The sequence below is a fragment of the Gayadomonas joobiniege G7 genome (assembly GCF_000300815.1).
GTDB classification, from domain to species: Bacteria; Pseudomonadota; Gammaproteobacteria; order Enterobacterales; family Alteromonadaceae; genus Catenovulum; species Catenovulum joobiniege.
Window position 1 is genome coordinate 496,701 of the sequence record NZ_AMRX01000008.1, and the last position, 26,142, is coordinate 522,842.

Sequence of the window (26,142 nt, forward strand, 5' to 3'; positions counted from 1 at the left end):
AAACATGCTAAAAACAATCCTTATTTGCATATTCTTTAATTTATTCATGTTTAATGCAAAAGCTGAATTATTAATATCACCTACCCGTGTGGTAATGGATGAGAGACAAAGAAGTGCGTCGGTCAATTTAATTAATACTACACAAATGACCCGAACCTATCGTCTTTCGTTAGTTGATAAAGTCGCTTTACCTAATGGCGGTTATCAAAATATCGCCTCCGAGAATTCATCGCTACCAGTTGCTAGTCCGTATATACGCATTAGCCCAAGCCAGGTGACTTTAAAACCAGGGCAGCAGCAAAAGGTTCGTTTGTTATTTCGTCGGCCGGCAGACTTAACCGATGGAGAATACCGTACTCACTTAACATTTACCCCATTGCCCCGCAGCCGAGAAAATACCGACAATAATGGAGAAATGAAGATTTTTGTTGAAGCTTTGGTGAGTTTTTCGATCCCTGTACTCGCTAGGCAAGGTCGCTTAGATGTCAATGTAGAATTTGCTGATGTCAACTTAGTGCAACAAAAAGCAAAAAAAGAACTTTTAGTAAAACTGGCACGTAGTGGCAAACACAGTCCTAGAGGGAATCTTAAGATTTATGCGCAAACCAATACGGGTGAGTTGGGCAAAATTGTCGGCCAGTTGAACGGACTTAGCCTGTATCCAGAAAACGAAAGTTATGTAAAAACCATTGTTTTAAACCCGCTTGCGACAAATAGCAAAAATTTAGTTGTTCGTTACGAAGGCGTGAAAGAGTTTAATGGTCAAATATTAGCTGAACAGACTCTGTCACTTGACTGATCTTATTTTTGTATTTGAATGATGCGCTGTTTTGGCTACTGCCTGCTTGTTTGTTTAGTATTTTGTTCGCCATTAGCAATTTCTAACCAGCAAGCTGATGTAGAAATCCCAGTAGGCGAGCCGCTTATTTTAGAGGTGATTGTTGATAAACATTCGTTGGGCGAATTATTTGCAATAAAAAGCGAAACAGGGGCGTTAATTGGCTTATCCAGTTTATTTGATTTATTGTCTTTTGCAATTGAGGTTTCGTTAGCGGAACAAAAGGCTAACGGCTGGTACATATCAGCGGACTATCAGTTTGAGCTGGATCTCGCTTCCGAAAGCGTTCGGCTGAACTCGCAAACTTATGCTTTGCCACTTGATTCAGTTGTTATTGATGATGATCTTTATGTAGACAGCAAATATATAGAACAATGGTTTTTATTTAACAGTTCGCTTAATTTTTCACAGCAAACTTATCGCTTAGCGCCTCAATACCTGTTGCCTTTTCAACAAAAGTTAAAGCGGCAAAACAAATTAATACAAACTAAAGGCAAAATACAGCCTATTCAACTTCCAATGCGCGATAACGCATACCAGCGCTTATCTGTCCCTGTTTTGGATACACAATTGTCTTATTTAAATAGTGATTCTAATGACGAGCGTTATTCGCTGTCTGTTGTTGGTGGGCATGATTTATTTGCTCACTCTAGCAACTATTATGCGCTTACCGACTCTGGTGGTGGGGTACAAGAATTCAGGCTTAAACTTTCTAAACGAGATGATAAACCGTTTAAACTCGGGTTATTAGATGTGCTTGAATATTCGGTGGGTGATGTGCAAGCCGTTTCTAGCGGTTTTAGCAGTACTGGCTCAGTGAGTCGCGGTATTAATCTCACTAACCGCCCGCGCTATCAAACAATAGAAACCAATGTCACTGAGTTTTCTGGCAATATACAGCCGGGCTGGGATGTTGAGTTGTATCGAAATAAAATTTTAGTGGCTAAGTTAGATTCAAACGAATCTGGCCGTTACGAATTTTCCAACGTTGAATTAATTTATGGACAAAATGATTTTGAGTTGATTTTTTATGGGCCTCAAGGGCAAATAGAAACCGAAACTAAAAGTTTTTTAGTGGAAAATAATACGTTAGAAGAACGAGACTTTATTTTTCAAATGGCGTTGACTCAAAATGGGCGGCAGCTTTTTGATAGCTTATACAAAGATTATCATTCAAATCCTGCATGGCTGTTTTCTGGACGTTACGATTATGGTTTAAATGATGACCTTTCGGTTTATTTAGGACATCAGTTATTTTTACAGGATACTCAGTCCAATGTAAGTAACTTAAGTTTAGGTGCAAATGCGATCCTTTATGAAGGTTTATTAGGCACTATTCAGTATCAACAAAATGATGACAAGGTTCAGCGTTTATTGACCAGTTTGCGGACCCGTATTTTGTCGCAATCAATTAACTTAAGATACAATCAAACAAATACCCAAGCGAGTATGCTCCGAAGTTATTCAGCGGCGCTTGAAGGGGCTGTGTATGACAGTCACTACCTTAATATTAAGTACTTAAATACCACCACGGTTAATGATAGCAGCCTGGAAAAAACTTACCAAAATACCAATACTTTGGCGTTTCACACACCTTGGTTTTCATTATCGAATTATTATGACTGGCGGTACGATACACAGACAGATGAGCGGTTTAATTTAGGCTCAGTTGGTATCCGTCAGCGTTTAGGTAACTTTTACTATCAATTGGCGGCGGCATATGAATACGATTCCAGCCTAGAATTTACCGGCATCAATGCCAGCCTAAATTGGCTTTTGTCGCCTAATTTGACGCTCGATATCGACTATACGGATAACTATTATACTAACTACTGGGACTTAAAAACACGGGTCAATTGGCTTCAACCAAACTACAAATTATCCAGTAGTTTGACGGTAGGCAATGATGACCGTTGGCGTTTTTTAATGTCATCTAATTTTAGTTTTGGCTACCATGCTAAAACCGACATCTATTTTTTAAACAGATCTCGCTTAACATACGGTGGCATGGCCTTAGTGCGGGTATTCAAAGATAATAATACTAATGGAGTATTTGATGTTGGCGATACACCTATATCAGGCGTTAAAGTCAGTGCGGTGCAACAATTTAGACGCGCTGAAACGAATAGTGAAGGTTTAGCTTTTTTAAAAAATTTAGCCGCTGGTAAAGCAACTGATATAGATCTAGATATCAGTGGGCTTAGCGGTGAATATCTAGTGCAAGCTAAACAAGGAAGCTCAATCACTCCTCGGGCTGCCTATGTCGAGATGTTAGATATTCCTCTGGTAAATGCAAGTGAGCTAGAAGGAACAGTGCTAAAAAACGGACAAGACTACGCTCCCTACGTTCCATTACAGTTAAAAAATAAAGCCGGTGAAGTGATTGCCGAAACCAAAAGTGAATTTGACGGTTTTTATCTTTTTATCGACATACCGCCGGGTGAATATAAAGTCGAAGTACCAGCATCTTATTTGCAGCAAAAAAATGTTCAGGTTAGTGGCCGACAAGAAGTCAGCTTTGATGGCAGTGGGCAGGTTTTAAATGGCATAGATATAGTGCTGAATTCAATACAAAGTGAGCCTGGGTATGTGCCTGTTGGGCCAACATTTAGCTCGCAAACCTTGGTTAAGCTTTATTGGCTGCAAATTAAAAAGCGGCTTCCGTCTGATTTAGGTAATGAACAAAGTTTTGTTATAAACGACAGTGAGCAGCAAAAATATCGTTTAGCTTATCATTGGTATAAAACCGCAAAGCAGGCGCAGACTTATTGCCAACGTTTAACACAGCTTAACCTTAGTTGTCAGGTAGAAGCGCTCAAACGTCAACTTTGATATATTATTGGCAAGGTAATTGCTTATAAAAGGTTAGTTTAATCCTTTATTATTAAAAGTGACAAAAAAATGGCAGCGCGAATTTTTACCATCATTTTATCTTCTTTATTATTAGCCGCTTGTATGAGCTCACCCGGCTATTTGTTTGGCCATTCGCAGCCTGATTCAAGTGATACTCACAGCTCAAATACAGACACTGCGGCAGGCCAGGTTACAGAGCAAAGCATAATCAAGCAGCAAGTGGTCGAAGAAGATTTGCCGCAGATCGTAAAACAAACTAAACATCCGTTAGTTAAAACTTGCGAAGAAAAATCAGCCGAAGATAGTTTTTATTTTTTAGATCTGATTTGTCAATTGTCTGCCACCGAATTAGAAAGTTTAATATTGTATGTGCCCCAAGTTAAGCATCAGCATTCAGATGCCAAAAGTGCAACCCTTGTTCAACAAGGGTTGATCCGCGAAGCCAAATATTGGGGCATTAAAGTCATGAACAAACCCATTAACGCTGAACCTGTGAGCCACCTAGCGGCAGAACTAGTAGATACCGAGCAAGCTGAATATTTATTGGTGAACTTAATCAACTACGATGGCCATCAAATTCAAGCCGCCGAGCGATTGAAGTTAGCTGATTATAAAATGCAAAGCGGCGATCGAAAACACAGAACACTCACCTTAATTGGCCGTTATTTATTAAGAGACTAAACCCAAAGTATTTTGTATATTGTTGTTTACGGTTTTATTAAACTTAAAAAGCGCTATAATCAAACAAAGATATTAAGTTTGATAAAAAATAAAGATAACATGTTTGCAAAATGCATGTGAGGTTAAAGGCAAAATAAATGAGTGAGTTACTCTATTACGATTTAAAACAAGCCACAAAAATGACTCCAAGTCTGCCAGTACAAGTAGCCAGAGAGTTGGGGCGCCGTATAGTCGCTGGCACATTTGAACCAGGTAGTTTGATTGATGATGAAAATAAACTCGCTGAGCGGTATCAAGTTAGCCGTGTGGTGGTTCGAGATGCTGTTAAAATTTTAGTCGGTAAGGGGCTGTTAGATGTTCGCCGTGGCATAGGAACTAAAGTACGTTCACGCGATCAGTGGGTATTGTGGGACGATGATGTACTCGCATGGCATATTACAGCACCGCCAAATCCAAGTTTTTTGCACCAATTAATGGAAATTAGGCTGGCTTTTGAGCCTAAAGCTGCCCGTTGGGCTGCCGAGCGGGCCAGCGAAAAAGACATAATGGAAATTGAAGCTGCTTGTTTAAAAATGGAAGCCGAAAAAAGTTCGGTTGAAAAATTTATCGTAGCTGATGCACATTTTCATAGAGCCGTATTGCGAGCTGCGCACAATGAGTTTTTAACGGCGATGGAAGGGGTGATTTATTCGGCTTTATTAGTGAGTGTTAAAATTACTAACCAAGATCCTCGCGAAAATGACGAATCTATCGGGTTTCATCGCGAAGTTTATCAAGCAATTGCCGAAAAAGATGGTAAAAAAGCTGAAACCTTAACCGAAAACCTACTTAAAGACGCAGCCAAGCGTCTTGAAAAAGAGATTAAATAATCTTGTCCTAAAATAACCAGTTTAATTTTTTAAGCTGGTTAACCTTCCTAATTATTGTAAATATAATGTTTTAATTGCAAACGTATTGCATTTTCAAACATCTCATGTTTTAATTTGATAACTTTAAACATCCTATGTTTGATAAAAAGATATGAGTGAGCTTGTTTATTACGATTTAAAAAGCGCTTCGGGTATGGTACCCAGTTTACCTGTTCAGGTGGCCAAAGAGCTAGGTCGGCGAATAGTCGCGGGCACTTTTGAGGTTGGTAGTTTTATTGATGATGAAGCCAGCCTTGCCGAGCGCTATCAGGTTAGCCGCGTTGTGATCCGTGATGCGGTAAAAATTTTGGTGGCGAAAGGTTTATTAGAGGTAAGACGAGGTATTGGTACGCGCGTTCGCTCCCGTGATCAATGGATTTTATGGGATGACGATGTGTTAGCTTGGCATATCACCGCATCCGCGGATGCTAATTTTTTGAAAACCTTAATGGATATTCGCATTGCCTTTGAGCCCAAAGCTGCGCGTTGGGCTGCTGAGCGTGGTACCAACGAAGATATCCAGGCAATTGAAAACGCTGTATTACAAATGGAACACGAACAAGGGTCGGTGGAGAACTTTGTTAAAGCAGATGCCTTATTTCACAAAGCAGTATTAGGTGCTGCCAACAATGAATTTTTAAAATCAATGGAAGGTGTGATTTATTCAGCACTTTTAGTCAGTGTAAATATCACCAATAAAGATCCGCGCGAAAACGACGTGACAGTAAATATTCATCGAGAACTTTATCAAGCGATTGCGGCTAAAGATGGCAACAAAGCCGAAGCTATATCAGAAAAATTGTTATCTGATGCTTCTAAACGATTACAAAAAGAAGCGCACGAAAGCAAATAAATATAAGGTCTTTAAATTATGACTCAAGCAGACAAAAATGTATCACGCTTTGCGTTGATCGCTGCCTTTGGTGGTTTTGTATTTGGTTTAGATGCAGCCAACATCTCAGGGGCCGTTCGTTACATAAGCTCACTATTCGAGTTGGATAGCATTCAAGTGGGCACTTTGGTTGGCTGTGCGCTTATTGGGGTCATAGTTGCCCTGTTTATTACCGGGAAGTTATGTGACAAATTTGGTCGTAAAAAAGTGCTGTTAGGCATTGCGTTTACTTATGCGCTGTCATCTATTATCTCGTCATTGGCTGTTAATTATGAAATGCTTGTGGTAGGTCGATTTATTGGAGGGGTGGCCTTTGCGTCTATTACAGTGTCGGCAATGTATATTGGTGAAATAGCATCGCCAGATAAAAGAGGACGTTATGTCTCAGTAAACCAGCTAATGATTGCAGTGGGTTTATTGCTCGCTTTTGTTATTAACTACTTTTTGATCAAAGCACTGCCAACGGTTGACTTTTTAAGTAATGATAATATTTGGCGCTACATGTTGGGCGCGGAGCTGATTGCTAACGCCGTGTGGATTGTTTTATTAGTGGGTATTCCAGAATCTCCTCGTTGGTTAGTGTCTAAATCTCGCGAAGTAGAGGCTAAACAAAGTTTGCATAAATTAGCAGATGCCACTCAGGTTAATACAATCTATACCGAAATCGAAGAAAGTTTATCTCACCACCATAACGAACCCGTATTCAAACAACTTAAGTCGTTATTTAGCAAGAGAATGTCTGCTGTTGTTATTTTGGCTGTAGTGTATGCCATAGTGCAGGGCGCAACCGGTATGAACGCGGTATTATTTTTTGCTCCTATGGTGTTTGAGCAGATAGGTATGAGTGTGGAAGATACCTTTGTGCAAACCATTACCATGGGACTTATTGGAGTTGTTTCGACCGTCATTGCCATTTGTTTTGTTGAAAAGCTGGGGCGTAGGTTTTTAACATTAGCGGGTTTGTTATTAGTGGCGGTTGCTCATATTGCTATTTGGCAAGGTTTTAAGCTGGCCAATTACAAAATGGATGAGGTAATTATTGTTGAAATCAAACAAGAGCTGGCCGGACAATCACTTGATTTAAACAAATTAGATCAGTTTGTCGGGCAGCGTTTTAAAAATGACGTTGAGTTAAAAACAAAACTGGCTCAGGTATTCGATAAAAAAGAATTGCCTATCGTTAGTGGGCCAGTGATTAACCAGAGTATTCAAGATGTAAATGGGCCTATAATCATCGCTGGGATCTTCCTCTTTTTGGCGGCCTTTAATATGTCGATTGGCCCTATTATGTGGGTGATATTTTCAGAAATATTTCCAAATAGTGTACGTAGTGTCGCACTGCCATTTGCAGCTTTGGTGCAAACAATTTCTTCGTGGAGCATTCAGCAATTTTTTCCATGGCAGTTAGAAAACCTCGGCACTGCGAGTACTTTTTTAAACTATGGTGTACTGGCCATTATCGGCTTAGCTGTGTTGTGGTTTATTTTGCCAGAGACAAAAGGCAAAAGCATTGAAGCGTTAGAAAAACAGTTAATTAAAGCGGAATAAAAGATGTTAGATGCAAATGAATTGAGTTTTTTAGCCCTTGATTGGGGGACCACTAACTTCCGAGCGTTCGCATTTGACGTTAATGGGAAAGTTATCGCCGAAAAACAAGCACCAATGGGATTATTACAAATTTCAGATGGTCAATTTGCCCATTCGCTAGCAAACTTATTAAATGAATGGATTTCGCAATATCAAACACTGCCAATTATAATGGCGGGCATGGTAGGTTCGGCTCAAGGTTGGCATCCGGTTGAGTATTGTGCAGCACCGGTAGATTTATCCGAAATACAAAAACACTATTTTGAATTTAATCTGCCTTGGGGGGCTAAAGCTAAGATAGTGCCTGGGGTTTCATTTTTGGCTGAGAATGGCATGTATGATGTGATGCGCGGTGAAGAAGTCCAGTTGTTTGGACTACAACAAATCGCTAGGCAGCATAATATGCAAGCAGTCTTTCCAGGTACACACAGCAAGCAGGTTGTTATTAAAAACGGCAAAATAGTTCGTTTTGAAACCTATATGACAGGTGAACTATTTTCTATTTTAAACAACCATAGCTTGTTAGGGCGCGGTCTACCTAAGCAAATCTCCTGCGAAAAAAGCTTTTTAAAAGGGGTAGCCCTGGGGCAGAACCAAGGTTTAAGTCATTTAATATTTGCCGCGAGAACGTCTCGTTTATTTAATCAAGTAGCGGACACAGCCGTTGCAGACTTTTTATCTGGTGTGATGATAGGTTACGAAAGCCAGTTTATTAATGCAGATACGATCTACTTGGTTGGCGGCGAAGCATTAGAAAAAAGATATCGATTAGCCTGTGAAAGCCGACAAATTAACGTAAAAGCATTTTCTGGCGATGAGTGTTTTATTGCCGGGATCAAACAATTACAACACCTAGTTTAGTCATTGCTGGGCAAGCCTATTTGAACGGTTTGCTCCGCTTCATCAAGTGAGTCAAATTCCGCCAATAAATTGATTGTCAAGCTCTAGCCTTGGCGTTAGACTAGTCAAGTCGACAATCTGCAAGTGTTCAGCGCCGAAACTTTCTCTCTTTGAATACCGTATTAACTGAACAGACGCATCAGCGTGTGCTCGGCATATAAAATTAATCCCTGTTGCATCAAATTAATGTAAGTCTGCATTTTAAATGTGGCCGATTGGTTTTATGCATTAAATTTTGTCGGTTGATTAGTTGAATGATTTAGGCGTTTGCAACCATGAAATAAATGTAGGTTTAATATTAAAACAACTGAACGTTTAAGAGCGTGCAGTGAGCGTCGTAAGTGTTTGATGTGAGTTAGCCAATGCGTGTAGGCTGTTCTAACACATCATTGGTTTTTTAATTGATAAATTGTGTAGAAGAAAGTTTTATGAGTAAAGTTGTTATTATTGGCGCTGGCGGCGTAGGCCAGGTAGTCGCATTTAAATGTGCCCAGTTACCTGAAGTGTTTAGCGATATTACCTTGGCGAGCAGAACAGAATCAAAATGCATTGATATTGCAAAAAAAATAAAACACAGTTTAAATCGCGATATCAAAACCGCTCAAGTCGACGCCGACAAGGTAGCAGAACTGGTTACATTGTTAAATAACATTAAACCTGAGCTAGTGATTAATGTGGCTTTACCGTATCAAGACTTAACGATTATGGATGCGTGTTTAGAAGCTGGCGTACACTATATGGATACTGCCAATTATGAGCCATTAGACACAGCTAAATTTGAATATAAATGGCAATGGGCATATCAGGACAAGTTTAAACAAGCAGGTTTAACTGCTTTGTTAGGCTCGGGGTTTGATCCAGGCGCAACCAACATGTTTACTGCGTATTTGGCTAAACATTATTTTGACGAAATTCACACACTAGATATTATTGATGTAAACGGCGGCGATCATGGTTATCCGTTTGCAACTAACTTTAACCCCGAAATCAATATTCGAGAAGTGACTGCCGAATGTCGTCATTGGGAAGACGGGCAGTTTGTGACGACGCCAGCGATGTCGTTAAAGCAGCAATTCACCTGCCCTGAAGGGGTTGGTAGCTATAACATTTATCGCATGTATCACGAAGAATTAGAGTCGTTAACTAAACATTACCCAACACTTAAAAAAGCTCAGTTTTGGATGAGTTTTGGTGACAGTTATTTAAAACACTTAGAAGTTTTGGGCAATGTTGGCATGACAGGCATCGAACCAGTTGAATTTCAGGGGCAATCTATCGTGCCTATTCAGTTTTTAAAAGCACTGTTGCCCGACCCGTCAACTTTAGGCCCTCGAACTAAAGGTAAAACTTGTATTGGTTGTGTGGTCACTGGAATTAAAGACGGTAAACAGAAAACCGTTTATTTATACAATATAAAAGACCACCAAGATTGTTTCCAAGAAGTACAATCGCAAGCCATTTCATACACGACAGGTGTCCCTGCCATGATAGGCGCAAAAATGATCTTGCAAGGTGATTGGAAAAAAGCCGGTGTTTGGAACATGGAACAGCTAGATCCTGACGCATTTATGAATGACATGAATGCCTACGGCTTACCGTGGAAAGTGATCGAAAACCCAGATTTTGATTTAGTTTAAGTTCAGCTTACTCAAACTGAATAAACAAGGTGATACTTTGTTGGTACACCTTGTTTGATGTTTCTCCTATTGGCGATTAGTCGCCCTGACAAATTTTGATTTCCCATGACAAATAGTAAAACTTTTTTGCAGTTTGATGCTTCACGCGTGCCTTCTCCGTGTTTTGTGGTGGATGAAGTGGTAGTCGAAAATAATTTAAAAGTGCTTGATTACGTACAGCAACAATCAGGCGCCAGAATTTTATTGGCACTTAAAGCCTTTTCTATGTTTAGCTTAGCGCCATTGGTTGGTAAGTATTTGTATGGCACATGTGCCAGTGGTTTACACGAGGCTCGACTTGGCCATGAAGCGTTTAAATCAGGCAAAGCAGGTAAAGGCGAAGTTCATACTTTTAGTGCCGCATATTCAGAACAAGATTTGACAGAAATTTTAAAAATATCAGATCACGTGGTGTTTAACTCGTTCGGTCAATGGCAAAGGTTTCAACCGCTTATTCAAGCGGCAAAACAACAGCGCCCTCAGCTTGAGTTTGGTTTACGAGTTAATCCATTGCACTCAGAAGGCGCTGAGCCCATTTACGACCCCTGTGCACCAGGTTCGCGTTTAGGCATTCCTTATCCCGAGTTTAAAGACAAATCTCTCGAAGGCATTACCGGTATTCATTTTCATACCCTTTGTGAACAAAATTTTGAGCCGTTGGCACGTACCTTAGATGAAGTTGAAAAACATTTTTCTGAGATTCTGCCAAAACTTAAATGGGTCAATTTTGGCGGTGGTCACCATATATCTAAACCTGAATACAATATTGAAGGTTTAATTAAACGGATAAAAGCATTCCAAGCAAAATACGATGTCCAGGTGTATTTAGAGCCAGGAGAAGCCATAGCGATTCATTCAGGTGTTTTAGTTAGCGAAGTGCTGGATTTAACATTTAACGCAATGAATTTAGCTATTATGGATAGCTCAGCTACCTGTCATATGCCAGATACGATCGAAATGCCCTATCGAGCGGACATTTTAGGGGCAGGGCAAGCCAACGAATACGCACATACCTATCGATTGGGCGGACAGACCTGTCTAGCTGGCGACGTCATGGGCGACTATTCGTTTAAAACAGCGTTAAAAGTTGGGCAGCGTTTAATGTTTGATGATATGGCCCACTACACCATGGTTAAAACCAGCACTTTTAACGGTATAGGATTACCAGCCATTGCCATTTGGAACTCAAACACGGATGAGCTTAAAGTGGTCAAATCTTTTGGCTACCAAGACTTCAAACAGCGTCTATCCTAACAAGAATAAAGGGCTTTTTAGTTTGAGAAAAAGCCCGACCGCGGGGTTAGAGCAAATCGGGCTTCGGGGGGAGACTATCATGAAGAGAGATAATACGGGACGTTTAGCGTCTTATCAATCTAAACGTAGTATGTTTTGAGCTGTGCAGGCAAGATTGCGTTAAAACTTAGCCGTTAAACCCACTTGTACTCGTCGACCTGAATATTGAATCAGGGTGACTCTTTCTCTAACATCTGCATACTCTAAAATATTTTCGTCGGTTAAGTTAATCACTTCAGCGCTTAACGTTAATTGCTCGTTGATGTCGTAAGAGGTACTTAAATCAAATTGGCCGTAAGCTTCGACATGTTGTGGTAAACCGTTAGAACCTATCACAGGGCCCGAACGATATTTTAAATAGTCATCACGCCAATTGTAGGCTAAACGAGCTTGGAAGTTATCTTTGTCATAAAAACCAATCAGGTTGTACGCTGTTTTAGAAAAGCCTTCTAAACCGCTGCCAGCCGCTAATACGTTTTCACGCGCTAACTCGTCTTCAGCCGCTTCTTTATCATCGGTGTCTGTGTAAGTAAAGTTCGCTTGCACTCCAAACCCATCAAATAACCCAGGTAGGTAATCAAAATAATGTAGAGCCGATAATTCAATGCCAGCTACACTGCCGCCTGAACGGTTACTCTGCTCTTCTGACAACTCATAAAAAGTGCCCCAATCTGGTTGAGTGGTAATTTGATACCCAGTATCTTTACGAACGGTTTTTTGCGAAATAAAAGTGCTAATGTCTTTGTAAAACAAACCTGCCGTATAAGCGTTGCCATTGTCTTGGTAATACTCAAACGAAATATCAAATTGATTTGCTTCATACGGGTCTAAATAAGGGTTACCACTTTTTGTATTATATTGGTCCGCACGAATACGGTCTGGGTAGGTGCTGTTTACCCCAATATCTTCTAACGCGGGACGGGTGATCACTTTTGCAGCTGCAACTTTAACAAAATAACCGTCACCAAAATCAGCATTTAAGTTAAAGCTAGGTAATAAATGGTTATAACTTTGCTCAGCTGTTGCTTGCATGGCATCACTATATTCGATTTCAACAATAACGCCATCATTAGGTTCATAAACATCCGAAATATCGGTGCGTTCACGACGGAAGCCAGTAGAGGTTGTTTCGGTTTCTACGTAACGCAAACCTAGGTTCCCGGTCCAACGAAACCACTCAGTTTCACCTTCCAAGTTGGCTTGTGTGTATAAAGCCAAAGTTTCTTCTGTATTCGAAACAGATTCAGCAGGGCGTAAGTAGGTTTGCGCCCAGTTCGGTTCTTGGCGGATATCAGCAACGGCTTGTTTGTATGCCGCAAAGTCGTTTAATAAAACAAAATCACGCGGAAAATCACCACTTTCTTGGCTCAAAAAGTCAGTGTTGTTCACTGAAAACAAACTATCGTCAAAGTTGATCCGTTGGCCACAAGTATTATAAGGGTATTGGGTATTGTTAAATTCAAACCATTCTTCGTCTGTTACCGGCGTAAAAGGTACCCATTTTTCGGTGTTGAAACAGCCGTGATTAATTTTAAAAACTTGTTTCGATTTTTCACGATCAGTATAAGCTAAACCAAAATCGACACTCGTTAAATGATCACCATCAGTCATATACACAAAGTCTAACTTAGCTTCTGTGACTTCATCTTCGAGCTTAGAGTGTTGAATATCGTTCCAGTGGCTACGAATTGCTGCTGGATTGTCGTACTCAACCGTTGTGTCTATTGTCATGATGTCGCCACTATTATCAACTTTCAAATAATCATTGTCGGTTAAACCCATTATTTGACCGTCAATATAGTTAGGATCATCAATGGCTAGACTATCATCGTAGTTAGGGTTGACAGCGTGGGCCACTAAGGTATTGCCAACCGGCGTGGCATTCGCTTTTGAATAAGCTAAGTCGAAAACCATTTTTAAGTCGTCAGAAAAGTAAAATTCACCATTATAGCCAGCGGCAAAAGTGTCTGAGTCTTGCCCGCGTTCTTGCATGAGCACGTCGATAGATTTACGGTAGCGGGTGGCCTCTAAAACCGTAAAATTGTCCGAAACTACAACATGGTCCCAACCCGCACCTTGCAGAGCAACCTGGATACCATTGCTTTTAGCTTGTCGACTTAACTCGGTGTATAAAAAATCTAACGTATGTTTGATGTTATCAGTTGCTTGCCATTCGAGCGTAACATTGGCGCTGTTACGATCTCGCTCTTCTGTATCTAGGGTAAAAGTACCGCGACCCGGATACCAGACTGTGCCTTCGTTGACAGTATTACCGTTGGCATCTTGAACCGGAGAAATTAACCAATCTTGGTTATTTGCATTAAATGATCCCCAGTGGGTAGTCCCAGCGGCATCAATTCGGTTTTCTGAGTCTTGACGTGATACACCAACCAAAACGCCCAAGGTATCATTTAAAAATGTATTGCTAACAATACCAGATAGTTTATAACCAGATTTTTCGGCTAAATCATTATAAATCGCATGAACTGAACCGGCAGCTTGCAGACCAGGTGACTTGAGGGGCCTTGCTGTATTCACGTTAATATAAGCACCCAAACTCCCTTCGGCAATATTCGCTCGTGAGGCTTTAATTACGTCAGCACCAGCAATCAGCTCAGAAGGAATCGATTGAAAATCAAATTCACGACCACGTTCGCTTGTTGCAATCGTGCGATTATTTACTTTAACCGCATTAAATTTAGGGCCCATACCGCGCACAGATACTTTAGCGCCTTCACCATTGGTACGGGAGATCATAACACCTGTGATGCGCTGCAGCGATTCAGCAACGTTTTGGTCGGGAAACTTACCAATATCCTCTGCGACTATACTGTCTTGAATCGACGGGGCATTTTTTTTAATGTCCATAGACTCAGTTAAACTGCTGCGGATGCCTTTAACTTGAATAACTTCATCAGTTGCACCTGTTTCAGCTGCAATAGAACCAGCGGAAGCTAATACGCTACTAATCGCTGCATTTAGTGCAAGTTTTGTGAATATTTGTTTTTTCATTGTTAGCCCTTTGTGACTTCAGTTTGATTTTTGTTTTATTTAACCTTAGATAGAACAAAAGTAAACATCATATGTATTGATTTTGTGAATTTGTTGCTTTGCAGTATGCTAAGCGCAGGTAAACTCAATAAGGATAAAAAATGAACAAAATTCAAAAAGCAGCACAAGTGTTATTACAAAACCGTGAGCAAGACGGCTTATTTAATGGTTTTGCTGATGCAGACAAACCAACCGATTGGCAAACATCGGTTGATATTCAAAAACAAATGATAGTGCTATCGGGGCAAGAAGTAGCAGGCTGGAAATGTTTGTTACCACCGGCAGAGGGTAAAGTTGTGGTGGGTCCTATCTTTGCCGATACTGTGTCAGAAGGCGAGGTTTGCACCTTGAGAGCAGATAACGGTAAAGCGCGCACTGAACCAGAAATTGCATTTATTTTAGGGCAGGATATTGACCCTGAAAAAGGCGAATACAGCGACGATGATGTTTTTGCTGCAATTAAAGAGTGTCGTATGGCCCTTGAATTAATGGAAGAGCGATTAGCTCCCGATCTGCGTGGCGATTTTAACTATCGTTTGGCTGATGTATTAATGAATCAAGGCCTTTATTTAGGCCCTGTGGTTGACAAACAAACCGCCTTTGAATTGGCTGAAGTGCATATTGAGTTTGAGCAAAACGGTCAAGTCACTCAAGCAGAGGGTAAACACCCTAATGGCAAAGCATCGGCCCCATTACGCTGGTTTTTCAATTTTGCTATTGAGCAAGGTTTCACCCTTAAAGCTGGCCAAGCCATTATCACTGGATCTTTTGCTGGCATAATAGAACAAGACTTTGCGCCAAGTACTATTCGTTATCAAGATGTAGGTGAATATCAGGTAAGCTTTAAACAAAAATAAGCATTATAATCAATTAATTGCCTTTATTTTTCTTGATTGGCCATTGGTTTTAAGCGATTGATTTATCGAGCTTGAGGCGAATGGCTTTTGTCATTTAGGTGTTACTCATTCGTCATAGTTATCTCATATAAAGGCTTTAAACTCCGCCGGATTTATCTAAATTTTTGGAGTTTTAATGAATTTTAGTCACCCCATTGCTCGTACTCAACTTTGTATCTGTATTCTTTTTTGTTTCTTTGCAGCATTAAATCCTGCGATTGCCGAACCTATAAATCCCGCGCAGTACCAAGCTCAACGATTAGCTAGTTTTAATACTTTTGATGCTCGTCAAGCGGTAGCAGTTGATAAGGAACATTTTTACGCCATCCATAATTTTCGTATAACTCAACATGACAAAACGAGCGGAAAGCCCCTGTTACAGTGGGATGGTGAAAGTGATCAAAACGGGCGATTGATTCACCTTGATAGCGGTGTGGTTTGGCAGGGTAAATTATATGCCGCACATTCTAATTACCCACATTGGCCAATGACAAGTTCAGTTGAAATATGGGAAGCCAAGACCCTAAAGCATTTGAACAGTCATAGTTTTGGTATCCAGCTTGGCTCTTTTACTTGGTTAGATAGACACAAAGGTCATTGGTGGGGCGGATTTGGTAACTATAACAAGGTGCAAAAAAATCAGTCTCAAGTGTACGGTTTTACCCATAATACGCAAGTTGTAAAAATGGACGATCAATTTAACATTTTGCAAAAGTGGGTTTTACCCAAAGCCATTTCACATCGAATTGCGCCAATGAGTAATTCTGGCGGAAGTTGGGGTGCAGACGGCTATCTATATTTAACCGGGCACGATCATCAAGAAGTTTATGTAATGAAATTACCGCGTTATGGTTCAGAACTCATCTGGGTTGCTACCGTTTTTGTTGAAGGAATGGAAGGGCAAGGCATTGCCTGGGATCGCAGCGAAAAAGGTATTTTTTGGGGAATTTTAAAAAAAGAACGAAAAGTACTTAAATTTAAAATGCCGACCATCCAAGCGCAACAACTCACAGCGGAGCAAGAAACACTAAGGGTGCGAGACTTTAATAAAAATTGATTTTTGACCCCTGTTCATTAAAGCATCACAAGGTTGTCACTGCATTGACTCATTCTATTTTTACTATCTGCGCGGTTAAAAAAAACAATTCCACGGAGATAAAAATGAAAAAAATAATTACATTGTCACTATTGAGTTTAGCGGTTTCAAACGCAATCGCAGCAGATAAAGACATTTCAAATCATGGCGTTATTGAAGAAATGGTTGTGAGTGGCCAACGTTTAGCCAGATTAAAATCATTAGAAGTCAAAAAAAATTCTGTTGTTGTAATGGATGCCATGTCTGCTGATAACTTGGGGCGTTTACCGGATAAAAACGCTGCAGAATCAATTAACCGATTGCCTGGTGTATCAGTATTGATAGAAAAAGGTGAAGGGCGTTTTGCTTCAATCCGGGGCATAAAACCCGAATGGAACCAAGTCACTATCAATGGTTTTGAAATTGGTTCACCGGAAAAAGATGGCAGCGGACGTCAGATGCCTCTTGATGTTTTGGGGGGAGAATTGCTGCAAAGCGTGGAAGTTTATAAAGCAAAAACAGCAGACATGGACGGGCAAGGCATTGGCGGTACGGTCAATATAGTCACTAAAAAACCACTGCAAGGGAAAGACTTTCAAGGTACCGTCAATATAAGGTTAGGTTTGGAAGAAGCCGATCAAGACAACCCATTTTATGAGCGCGAAAATCCTTATAATATTGATGCAGCCGTATCGGGTAAGCTGAGCCCTGAGTTGGGCTATATAGTAGCAGCCTCAAAAACACACCGGCAGTATCTGGCACAAGGGATTTATCAAGATGATTGGAAAGAGGTAGCTGGCATTGCCTACCCAGAACAAAGTAAAAATAATTATTATGTGGTTGGACGTGATCGAACCACATTAACTGCCGGCCTTGAATATCAAGCAGCTGATCACACCAACTTGTTACTGCAAGCATTTTATAGTGAATTTGAAGAATTCCAACACAGAAATAGATTCCGACAAGGTGTTGAACAAGATGCGGGTTTAATCTCAAACGTGACTGAAGACGGTTTTGATGTCGCGCAAGGCGCTACTTTTATTCGCGGTGACCTGCGTCGAGAAGATGTGACCAAAGAAGTCAATAATATCAGCTTAAGTGGTGAAACTAAGTGGCAAAGCTGGCTATTTGACTATGGGATTAACTTAGGACAAAACAAAATCGTAGAAACTAACTCGGCGTGGGATTTTCGACAGGATACCTCGCAGGGTTTAGGACCTGATTCAGTCAGTTTTAGTCGCGATGGTATTTTACAAGTAAGTGAAGGGGGCTTAACCCATAATCTACCTGAAAACCTTCGTTTTAATACAGTTCAATATCAGAACGATCAGTCTGAGCAGGATATATTTAGTGCTAAATTTAATGCGGAGTACGCCTATTTAAGCAGATCATTCGAAGGCGCGGTTAAATTTGGTGTTAAATACACACAAAACGAAAAATCTTTTGACTTGGGCAACGATGAGTATGATGTTACCCGTAACAATATAGCAGGCTTTAATGTCGACCGTGGCGATTTCATTAATGATGTAAATGGCGAAGGGCGGAAAAATGTTTGGTTTGATTTATACGCGCTAAACCAATTATTTAATGATCAGCCAGAGCTTTTCACGTTTGACCAAACCGCCAGCGAACAAAACAAGGTTGCAAATGATAAAAAAGTTGAAGAAACGACCACTGCAGCTTATTTGATGAATACCTTACAAATTGATAAGTGGCAAGTGATCACTGGTTTGCGTATTGAACAAACAGACGTTGAATCTGTTGGTCAGCAAGCGGTTGCTGACGACTATCAATCAGTGAGTGTTTCTGGCAGTGATCACTCAGTATTGCCGTCAATTTTGGTGAACTACCGACCAGTAGATGATCTTATTGTTCGAGGTTCTTGGACTGAGAGTTTAGGTCGTCCTAACTATGCAGACATCAGCGCAACTTCGACTTATCAAGTTAACGAAGACGGTGATGGAGTATTAAATATTGGTAACCCTGATTTAAAAGCTTACCAGTCTTCTAATTTAGATTTGTCTGTGGAGTGGTATCCAACAGATGCGAGTGTGATAAGTTTGGCATGGTTCAATAAAACTATAGATAATCTTATTGTTAATAATGAACAGACAATCAATTCAGGAAGTTTTCAAGGAACAGAATACGCTGTTGATAAATTATTGGTGAATACAAAACGAAATGCTGATAATGCAGATGTAGAAGGTTACGAGCTGAATATTCAATATCAATTTGTTGACTTGCCAAAACCATTTGACGGCTTAGGCGCAACGTATTCTTATACCTCAATTGATGCCACTTTTTATGATTCAGAAATTGGCGAAGCTCGAACCTTAGAAGGTCAACCTGAAGAAATTCAGAGCTTTACGCTCTTTTTTGAAAACTACGATTGGTATTTAGGACTCACCTATAACTATAATGCGGCGTTTTTGACGGATATGGGCGATATTGCCATCATAGAAGATGATGTGACACAAGGGGAGTTTGGTCGTTGGGACTTTAGAGCCTCATATTATGCCTCCGATTCATTTACTGTCTATGTTGATATCAACAACTTAAATAACGAACCTACGACTGAGTATCAGGGGGGCTTAGAGCGCTGGAATACTGAGTATGAGTACGTTGGAAGTACTTATTATGCTGGATTTACATATGCTTTTTAATTGCTTTTAATGAATAAAACACAGTGCCAATGGCACTGTGTTATAGATCCCGCCTTTAATTTTGAATTTTATTCATCATAAAGATGAAATTATTTTAGTTTTTTTCAACTTAATCTGCGTATAAATTACCTATCTGCTTTGAACGCTCGGTTCAAACAAACAATCTTTTTACACAAACATTTTCACATTAAAAGTAGGAGGTCAGATCATGGTAAATGACGCGTTTACATTTGCGATACAAGGTATCAGTTTTGATGAAGACTATCAGCCCTCAGATAATACAAGGATCACTACAAACTTCGCGAACTTAGCACGTGGCGAACACCGCAAACAAAATTTACAAAGCGCGCTAACCATGATTAACAACCGATTTAATGCATTGGTTCATTGGGATAACCCAAACGCTGACAGGTATTCAGTTCATTTGGAAATCATCTCAGTTGAGATGCAAGTTAATGGTCAGGGGAATCGATTCCCATGTATTGAAGTATTAAAAACCAATATTTTTGATCATAAAACAAACCGTCATATTGATGGCATCGTTGGCAATAACTTTTCATCTTACGTGCGAGATTATGATTTTAACGTAGTCCTGCCTGAACATAATAAAAATAAACAGCAGTTTAGTATTCCAGAAGATTTTGGTGAATTGCATGGCAATATTTTTAAATCTTTCATAAATTCAGAGGTTTACCAACAGAACTTCAACAAACCGCCGGTTATTTGTTTAAGTGTATCAGACAGCAAAACCTATCTCAGGACTGAAAATCAGCATCCGGTTCTAGGGATTGAATATCAGCCGAATGAGTCCTCATTAACCGAAAGTTACTTTAAAAAGATGGGCTTGCAGGTTCGTTATTTTATGCCTGCAACCAGTGTTGCACCGCTTGCTTTTTATTTTATTGGCGATTTATTAAACGACTATAGCAACCTAGAGCTTAGTAGCACCATTAGCACTATGGAAACGTTTCAAAAAATCTATCGCCCAGAAATTTATAATGCGAATGCGTTGGCGGGCAAACGTTATCGGCCAAATTTAAACCATCCGGATCATTCAATAACCCAGATCGTTTATGACCGCGATGAGCGCAGCCGATTAGCAAAAGAACAAGGCAAGTTTGCCGAGTTACATTTTATAAAACCCTATCAAAATATTTTAGAGCAGTGGTCTGCTAACTGCGTTTATTAATTTATTGGCATTTAAAAATTTAACTATGAATACATTATTACCAACATCTATCGCTGGCAGCTTGCCAAAACCCCTTTGGTTGGCCCAGCCCGAAACTTTATGGTCGCCATGGAAATTAGAGGGTGAAGAGCTAGTTGCTGGAAAGCAGGACGCGTTAAAACTGTCGCTTTTTAATCAACAGCAGGCGGGGCTTGATATTGTTTGTGACGGTGAGCAAACTCGCCAACACTTTGTCACAACCTTTATTGAGCAGTTAAGCGGTGTCGATTTTACTAACCGCCAAACAGTGAAAATTCGTGACCGATATGAAGCCAGTGTCCCTGTGGTGGTTGATCAAGTTGTTCGCAAACAAGCTGTTTTTGTCGACGACGCTAAATTTTTACGAAATCAGACTAAACAGCCTATTAAGTGGGCATTGCCCGGGCCTATGACTATGGTTGATACTTTATCGGATCAGTTTTACCAAAGCCGTGAAAAACTGGCGTGGGAATTTGCCAAAATTTTAAACCAAGAAGCAAAAGAGTTAGAAGCGGCTGGGGTTGATATTATCCAGTTTGATGAACCCGCGTTTAATGTATTTTTTGAACAAGTTAACGACTGGGGAATTGCCGCGTTAGAGCGAGCAATTGAAGGTTTAAAATGTGAAACTGCAGTACACATTTGTTATGGATATGGTATTAAAGCCAATACCGACTGGAAAAAAACTCTGGGCTCAGAATGGCGTCAATACGAAGAGATTTTTCCTAAATTACAGCGCTCTAAATTGGATCTGATTTCGCTAGAATGTCATAACTCACGGGTCCCATTAGAACTGATTGAGTTAATCCGTGGTAAAAAAGTTATGGTAGGTGCAATTGATGTGGCGACACATCAAGTAGAAACAGCAGAGGCTGTGGCAGATACTTTGCGTAAAGCCATGCAATTTGTTGATGCAGATAAACTCTACCCGTGCACAAACTGTGGGTTGGCGCCCCTGCCAAAACAAGTTGCGAATGCCAAACTCTCTGCACTGGCCGCCGGTGCGAGTATTGTGCGGAACGAACTGAACGGATAGTTCCCTGACAGTGCAAAAAAGCGCGGATCTTTTTGATCCTCGCTTTTACCTTAGCGCCATCGCAGCTGCTGATGTCCTATTTTCAACACCTAATTTTTTAAAAATTTGTTCTAGATGTTTATTCACGGTACGTGGGCTCATCGCAAGCACAATGGCAATTTCACGGTTTGTTTTACCTTTGCTTATCCATAGCAGTACTTCAGATTCTCTTTTAGTTAAGCCGTATTTTTGCCGCAATACCAGTGTTTCATCTTTTTCTTCGATGTCGGCTAGTTTTAATAAATATTCGTTATCTTCGGTTTCTGTAATATAACTTAACTCTAATTGTTTATTTTCTGATTTAAGTTTTAACGGAATTTTTTTATTGTCGGACCGAATAAACTGAGCCACTTTTTGCGCAAACTTATCAGCTAACCAAGCATCATCTATTTGTGCTAACTCAAATAGTTGATAGGTTTGCGGCGTTGCCCATTCGATTTGACCTGAGTTATTTACGGCTAATAAAAACTGGCCCACAGTATCTAAAGCTTGTTGGCTATGAATGGTGATCCTGGCGTTATTTAAATGAGCCATCATACGCACAATCAACTCATCGGGGTTTATAGGTTTAGTAATATAGTCGGTACCACCGGCCATAAACCCTTTTTTAATATGATCGGTATCGCTCATTCCAGTCATAAAAATGACGGGGGTATATTTGAGTGCTGGGTTGTTTTTTATTATCTCGCAAGCTTCAAAACCGTCCATGTTAGGCATAATAGCGTCCATTAAAATAATGTCGGGTTTAATGCTTTGGGCAATGGTCACAGCTTGCTGACCTTCCATGGCAATGAGTATTGTTAAATCTTCACCATCAAGCGCATCATTTAACATGCTAAGGGTTTCTGGCGAATCATCGACAATTAGCACAACACTTTTTTGCTTTTTAGTGGTTGTCATTGCTGGTCTCTCAAAAAATCGCTGATTTGTTTAAATTGAAAGCACTTGCACAGGGCAAGCAGCTTATCTACGGTGGGCTCTGGTAATAAGTTTTTATTTTTGGCGTGCTGTAATTTAGTGAATACCGCTTTGTGGTAGCCCATATCACAAAGGGTGATGAGTTCTTGCCATACAGGGGTACTATCGTTCGTATTTTCCGGCTCAACTACCGATAAGGATTCAGCCGTGCTCGGCGAATTTTTTTCGTTACTGTCCAGGCGAGCTGATGGCATTTTTTGATAGCGCCACGTTAAAGCTAAATGATTGCCTATTTTGCTGATCAATTTATCGATATTAACAGGTTTAGTGACGTAATCATCATGTGCCTGTGACTCGGTATTATTCAACTGCTGTTCTTTCGCTTCAGCTGAAACCATAAAAATCGGTGTTTTTATCTGCTTGTTGCGCAACGCTTGAGTGAGTTCAAAGCCATTCATTCCAGGCATAGAAACATCTAATAAAAACAAGTCGGGTTGGCAGCCTTCTATTAGCTGTAAACATTCAAAACCGTCGGCCGCTTCAGCCACCGAAAAACCGAGTGAAGAGATAGTTTCGGTAATCAAACCCCTATGAATGGGATCATCGTCAACCAGCATGATTAATCTTTGCCTCCCATGGTAACCGACGACTTCTCTATTGCAAATATCTTGTGTTACCGTCTGTGCTTGCATGCTGCTAAGCATCAGAGATACTTTAAACTGACTGCCATGGTTTTTTTGGCTGGTTAAGGTGATATTGCCACCCATGATCTCAGTTAACAGGCGAGTGATGGTGAGCCCCAACCCTGTGCCAGCTACATGCGGATCACCGGGCTGACGGATCCGTTCAAAAGGTTTAAATATTTTTTCATACTGGCTCGGGTCTATGCCAACGCCGGTATCGGTAATAACAAAGTGTGCAATTTCGTTTTTATAATTAACTTTAAAAGTGACTTCGCCAGTATGGGTAAATTTAATGGCATTAGATAATAAGTTAATCAAAATTTGGCGTAATCGCTTTTCATCCGTTCGCACGTATTCGGGTAATTTCCCATAGGTTTTATAACTAAAACGTATGCCTTTTTTGTCTGCTTGTAGCCGATACATGCTGACCATCTGATTTAACAAAGAAGGAAAATGCACCTGAGTTTTGATTAAATCAAGTTTGCCCGCTTCAATTTTCGAAATATCTAACAAGCCTTCAATCAAATCAGCTAAATACTCGCTGCTGCGGCGAATAATGTTTATTGCATGAGGCTGCTTATCAGTTGTTATTTTTCCTTTTTCGAGTAATTGTGCATAACCCAACACAGCATTTAGTGGTGAACGTAATTCGTGGCTGATACCGGCTAAGTAGCGACTTTTAGCCAAGTTTGCAGATTCCGCTGTCTCTTTGGCAGCTTGTAACTTTTGGTCGGTTTTTTTATGAGCAGAAATTTCCTGACGCAGTAAACGGGTCTGCTGGCGGGTTTCGTTCACAGATATACGGCGGCTTTCGGTTAATAAAATGAAAATCCAGCAGATCACAGCACCAACAATCACCAAGATAAAAGAGGATTTAATGAGTGCGGTTTTTAAAACCTCAGGGTCAACGTCAGAGGCTAGTGAAATTTGAAAATATATAAAGCTTAATACACCAAAAACCAGCAATGCACAAAAAATAAATAGGCCGACAAAACTATATACACGGTCATTAATGCGGCTAACGATGCGTTTGGGAACCAATAACCGAATAAATCCTAATATTTGATCGTAAAATCGAGACTGACTTTTACACAAATCGTGACAGCGGGTATCCAGTGCGCAGCATAAACTGCAAATAGTGCCACCGTATGCTGGGCAAAGTGACATGTCTTCGTGTTCAAAATGATGTTGGCAAATGCAGCATTGGCTTTCAGCCTGTTTTGAGCTGGCTAATACATTGGGTCTCGCAATATAAAACTTGCCTTTTGTTAGGTAGGCAAACAAAGGCGCTAGTACAAAGGTGCTCGATAAAGTGGCAAAAGAAGCCATAGCTTCACCATTTTCGCCCAAAACACCAGTATGCAAAATAATACCTATGGTTGATGCGATAAACATAGAGCCAATGCCAACTGGGTTAACATCGTACAGATGCGCGCGTTTGAACTCTATTTGCTGCGGTCGTAACCCAAGTGGCCGATTAATGACTAAATCTGCAACCATAGAGCCGACCCAAGCCACTGCAATTAAACCATAGATTGATAGGATTTTTTCCATTATGGCAAAAATTTCAAGCTCCATTAACAGCAACGCAATCGCCACATTAAAGACCAACCAAACGACTCGGCCTGGATGATTTTGAGTCACACGGGAAAAAAAGTTCGACCAAGCAATAGAGCCTGCATAGGCATTAGTTACATTAATTTTAAGTTGCGACAAAACCACAAAAATTCCAACCAACAATAAAACCAGATTGCTATTTTGCGCAACGTAACTAAAGGCCACTAAATACATATGATTGGGGTCAACAGCTTGGTTGGGACTTAAACCATGGGTAATAGCTAAATAGCCTAAAAATGAGCCTATGGTAATTTTTAAACCACCCACTAAAATCCATCCAGGGCCAGCGGATAAGAGGGCTAACCACCAGGTTTTTTTATTTTTTTCTTGTGGCGGCAAAAAACGTAAAAAGTCTACTTGTTCACCCACTTGTGCAATTAATGCGAGCATCATTGACGCGGCTGCGCCAAAAAAGAGTAAATTAAAATGACTGTGTTGATCTGGATTTAGCGGGACTTCAAATGCTTGCCAATGGGTAAAAGCTTCCCATTCATAAATCGCTATGCAAATGAGTGGTAAGAGTTGTAAAGCTAACCAAATAGGGTTAGTTATTTTTTGAAAGCGTCTAATTTGCGTAATGCCATGGGTGACTAACGGAATGATAACCACAGCACAAATAAAAAAACCAAGATATAGAGGAATATCTAATGTTAGCTGCAGGGCCATCGCCATGATGGCAGCTTCAATGGCAAAAAATATAAAGGTAAAACTAGCATAAATTAGCGAGGTAATGGTTGAACCGATATAGCCAAACCCTGCACCACGGGTTAATAAGTCTATGTCTATACCCGCTTTTGCAGCGTGGTAACAAATCGGCAAAGCAGTTAAAAAAATAATTAAACACACAGTTAAGGTGGCCAACATTGCGTTAGTAAAGCCGTACGATAAAGTGATCACGGCGCCAATGGCTTCTAACGCTAAAAATGAGATTGCACCCAACGCCGTTAGTGCAATTTGGCCATTACTCCAGCGCCGCGCTGATTTTGCGGTAAAACGTAGCGAATAATCTTCTAACGTGTGATCTGCAACCCAGGTATTGTAATTTCTTCTTACCCTAAAAATGTCCTGTTCGGGAGACATGTATTTACTCAACTCATAAATTTAAAAAGGCTATGCTTTGTGAACGCAAAGAATACGCCAACATAACCTCGTTAATTTTGATTGCATTATTAACGCTTGGGTATACGTTAAATAACTTATTCCAATCAGTTAAACGTGCCAGGGTCAAATCACTCAGTTGGCTGGGGTAATCGGCTAATTGTTGTCATCGCAGAAAAATTTAAACTAATTTCAGGCTTTTAGAGCAGCTTCTAAAGTTCCTAATCAACT

17 protein-coding genes are annotated in these 26,142 nt (G+C 40.3%); 14 read left to right on the top strand and 3 right to left on the bottom strand.

Features of this window, described 5'->3' with window-relative positions; all coding sequences use genetic code 11:
• Positions 1-4 precede the first annotated feature (4 nt).
• From C727_RS0116650 to nspC, 9 genes are all read left to right on the top strand, one after another.
• A complete protein-coding gene (locus C727_RS0116650) occupies positions 5-799 on the top strand; it encodes a fimbrial biogenesis chaperone (RefSeq protein WP_162131412.1) in 795 nt (264 codons plus the stop codon).
• Between the two features lie 18 nt (positions 800-817).
• Positions 818-3,670, top strand: a complete 2,853-nt coding sequence (locus C727_RS0116655) for a hypothetical protein (protein ID WP_017446799.1) — start codon at positions 818-820, stop codon at positions 3,668-3,670.
• A 69-nt stretch (positions 3,671-3,739) separates the two neighbouring features.
• Positions 3,740-4,372, top strand: a complete 633-nt coding sequence (locus C727_RS0116660; RefSeq protein WP_017446800.1) for a hypothetical protein — start codon at positions 3,740-3,742, stop codon at positions 4,370-4,372.
• Between the two features lie 137 nt (positions 4,373-4,509).
• Positions 4,510-5,241: a FadR/GntR family transcriptional regulator gene (locus C727_RS0116665; RefSeq protein ID WP_017446801.1), complete on the top strand. Its 732-nt coding sequence runs from the start codon at positions 4,510-4,512 to the stop codon at positions 5,239-5,241.
• Positions 5,242-5,392: 151 nt separating this feature from the next.
• Entirely contained in the window at positions 5,393-6,133 is a 741-nt protein-coding gene (locus tag C727_RS0116670) for a FadR/GntR family transcriptional regulator (RefSeq protein WP_017446802.1), read from the top strand.
• Positions 6,134-6,151: 18 nt separating this feature from the next.
• Positions 6,152-7,720 carry an MFS transporter gene (locus C727_RS0116675; protein WP_017446803.1) on the top strand — a complete coding sequence of 523 codons (1,569 nt, stop codon included), beginning with the start codon at positions 6,152-6,154 and terminating at the stop codon, positions 7,718-7,720.
• Between the two features lie 3 nt (positions 7,721-7,723).
• Positions 7,724-8,620, top strand: a complete 897-nt coding sequence (locus C727_RS0116680) for a 2-dehydro-3-deoxygalactonokinase (RefSeq protein WP_017446804.1) — start codon at positions 7,724-7,726, stop codon at positions 8,618-8,620.
• 467 nt (positions 8,621-9,087) lie between these two features.
• Positions 9,088-10,296, top strand: a complete 1,209-nt coding sequence (locus tag C727_RS0116690) for a saccharopine dehydrogenase family protein (protein WP_017446805.1) — start codon at positions 9,088-9,090, stop codon at positions 10,294-10,296.
• 105 nt (positions 10,297-10,401) lie between these two features.
• Complete coding sequence (gene nspC, locus C727_RS0116695) at positions 10,402-11,589, top strand: carboxynorspermidine decarboxylase (protein ID WP_017446806.1); 1,188 nt, start codon at positions 10,402-10,404, stop codon at positions 11,587-11,589.
• A gap of 159 nt (positions 11,590-11,748) precedes the next feature.
• Here the strand turns inward: nspC and C727_RS0116700 are convergent, their stop codons facing one another.
• Positions 11,749-14,640, bottom strand: a complete 2,892-nt coding sequence (locus tag C727_RS0116700) for a TonB-dependent receptor (protein WP_017446807.1) — start codon at positions 14,638-14,640, stop codon at positions 11,749-11,751.
• Positions 14,641-14,780: 140 nt separating this feature from the next.
• Between C727_RS0116700 and C727_RS0116705 the strand changes: the two genes are divergently transcribed.
• The 5 genes from C727_RS0116705 (at position 14,781) to C727_RS0116725 (ending at position 21,556) form a co-directional block, all read left to right on the top strand.
• The gene (locus C727_RS0116705; protein ID WP_017446808.1) at positions 14,781-15,536 is read left to right on the top strand and encodes a hypothetical protein; all 756 of its coding nucleotides are present in this window, start codon (positions 14,781-14,783) and stop codon (positions 15,534-15,536) included.
• A gap of 175 nt (positions 15,537-15,711) precedes the next feature.
• Complete coding sequence (locus C727_RS0116710) at positions 15,712-16,632, top strand: hypothetical protein (protein ID WP_017446809.1); 921 nt, start codon at positions 15,712-15,714, stop codon at positions 16,630-16,632.
• Between the two features lie 104 nt (positions 16,633-16,736).
• The gene (locus C727_RS0116715; protein WP_017446810.1) at positions 16,737-19,313 is read left to right on the top strand and encodes a TonB-dependent receptor; all 2,577 of its coding nucleotides are present in this window, start codon (positions 16,737-16,739) and stop codon (positions 19,311-19,313) included.
• A 208-nt stretch (positions 19,314-19,521) separates the two neighbouring features.
• Positions 19,522-20,502: a DUF1852 domain-containing protein gene (locus tag C727_RS0116720; protein ID WP_017446811.1), complete on the top strand. Its 981-nt coding sequence runs from the start codon at positions 19,522-19,524 to the stop codon at positions 20,500-20,502.
• A gap of 25 nt (positions 20,503-20,527) precedes the next feature.
• Positions 20,528-21,556 carry a methionine synthase gene (locus C727_RS0116725; protein ID WP_026052772.1) on the top strand — a complete coding sequence of 343 codons (1,029 nt, stop codon included), beginning with the start codon at positions 20,528-20,530 and terminating at the stop codon, positions 21,554-21,556.
• 45 nt (positions 21,557-21,601) lie between these two features.
• On the opposite strand, the gene C727_RS0116730 is transcribed toward C727_RS0116725, so the two are convergent.
• Together C727_RS0116730 and C727_RS0116735 are read right to left on the bottom strand one after the other, a co-directional pair.
• Positions 21,602-22,495 (bottom strand): DNA-binding response regulator, encoded by an 894-nt coding sequence (locus C727_RS0116730; protein ID WP_017446813.1) that lies wholly within the window; start codon positions 22,493-22,495, stop codon positions 21,602-21,604.
• Positions 22,492-25,893, bottom strand: coding sequence for a hybrid sensor histidine kinase/response regulator (locus tag C727_RS0116735; protein WP_017446814.1), 3,402 nt, complete (start codon positions 25,891-25,893; stop codon positions 22,492-22,494). The genes C727_RS0116730 and C727_RS0116735 overlap by 4 nt, the downstream gene beginning before the upstream one ends.
• Positions 25,894-26,142: the final 249 nt, after the last annotated feature.

Coding starts and splice junctions, on each gene's coding strand:
- C727_RS0116720 (WP_017446811.1), top strand. CDS start 19,522: ATGGTAAATGACGCGTTTACATTTGCGATACAAGGTATCAGTTTTGAT.
- C727_RS0116650 (WP_162131412.1), top strand. CDS start 5: ATGCTAAAAACAATCCTTATTTGCATATTCTTTAATTTATTCATGTTT.
- C727_RS0116670 (WP_017446802.1), top strand. CDS start 5,393: ATGAGTGAGCTTGTTTATTACGATTTAAAAAGCGCTTCGGGTATGGTA.
- C727_RS0116705 (WP_017446808.1), top strand. CDS start 14,781: ATGAACAAAATTCAAAAAGCAGCACAAGTGTTATTACAAAACCGTGAG.
- nspC (WP_017446806.1), top strand. CDS start 10,402: ATGACAAATAGTAAAACTTTTTTGCAGTTTGATGCTTCACGCGTGCCT.
- C727_RS0116725 (WP_026052772.1), top strand. CDS start 20,528: ATGAATACATTATTACCAACATCTATCGCTGGCAGCTTGCCAAAACCC.
- C727_RS0116715 (WP_017446810.1), top strand. CDS start 16,737: ATGAAAAAAATAATTACATTGTCACTATTGAGTTTAGCGGTTTCAAAC.
- C727_RS0116700 (WP_017446807.1), bottom strand. CDS start 14,640: ATGAAAAAACAAATATTCACAAAACTTGCACTAAATGCAGCGATTAGT.
- C727_RS0116735 (WP_017446814.1), bottom strand. CDS start 25,893: ATGTCTCCCGAACAGGACATTTTTAGGGTAAGAAGAAATTACAATACC.
- C727_RS0116730 (WP_017446813.1), bottom strand. CDS start 22,495: ATGACAACCACTAAAAAGCAAAAAAGTGTTGTGCTAATTGTCGATGAT.
- C727_RS0116655 (WP_017446799.1), top strand. CDS start 818: ATGATGCGCTGTTTTGGCTACTGCCTGCTTGTTTGTTTAGTATTTTGT.
- C727_RS0116710 (WP_017446809.1), top strand. CDS start 15,712: ATGAATTTTAGTCACCCCATTGCTCGTACTCAACTTTGTATCTGTATT.
- C727_RS0116675 (WP_017446803.1), top strand. CDS start 6,152: ATGACTCAAGCAGACAAAAATGTATCACGCTTTGCGTTGATCGCTGCC.
- C727_RS0116690 (WP_017446805.1), top strand. CDS start 9,088: ATGAGTAAAGTTGTTATTATTGGCGCTGGCGGCGTAGGCCAGGTAGTC.
- C727_RS0116680 (WP_017446804.1), top strand. CDS start 7,724: ATGTTAGATGCAAATGAATTGAGTTTTTTAGCCCTTGATTGGGGGACC.
- C727_RS0116665 (WP_017446801.1), top strand. CDS start 4,510: ATGAGTGAGTTACTCTATTACGATTTAAAACAAGCCACAAAAATGACT.
- C727_RS0116660 (WP_017446800.1), top strand. CDS start 3,740: ATGGCAGCGCGAATTTTTACCATCATTTTATCTTCTTTATTATTAGCC.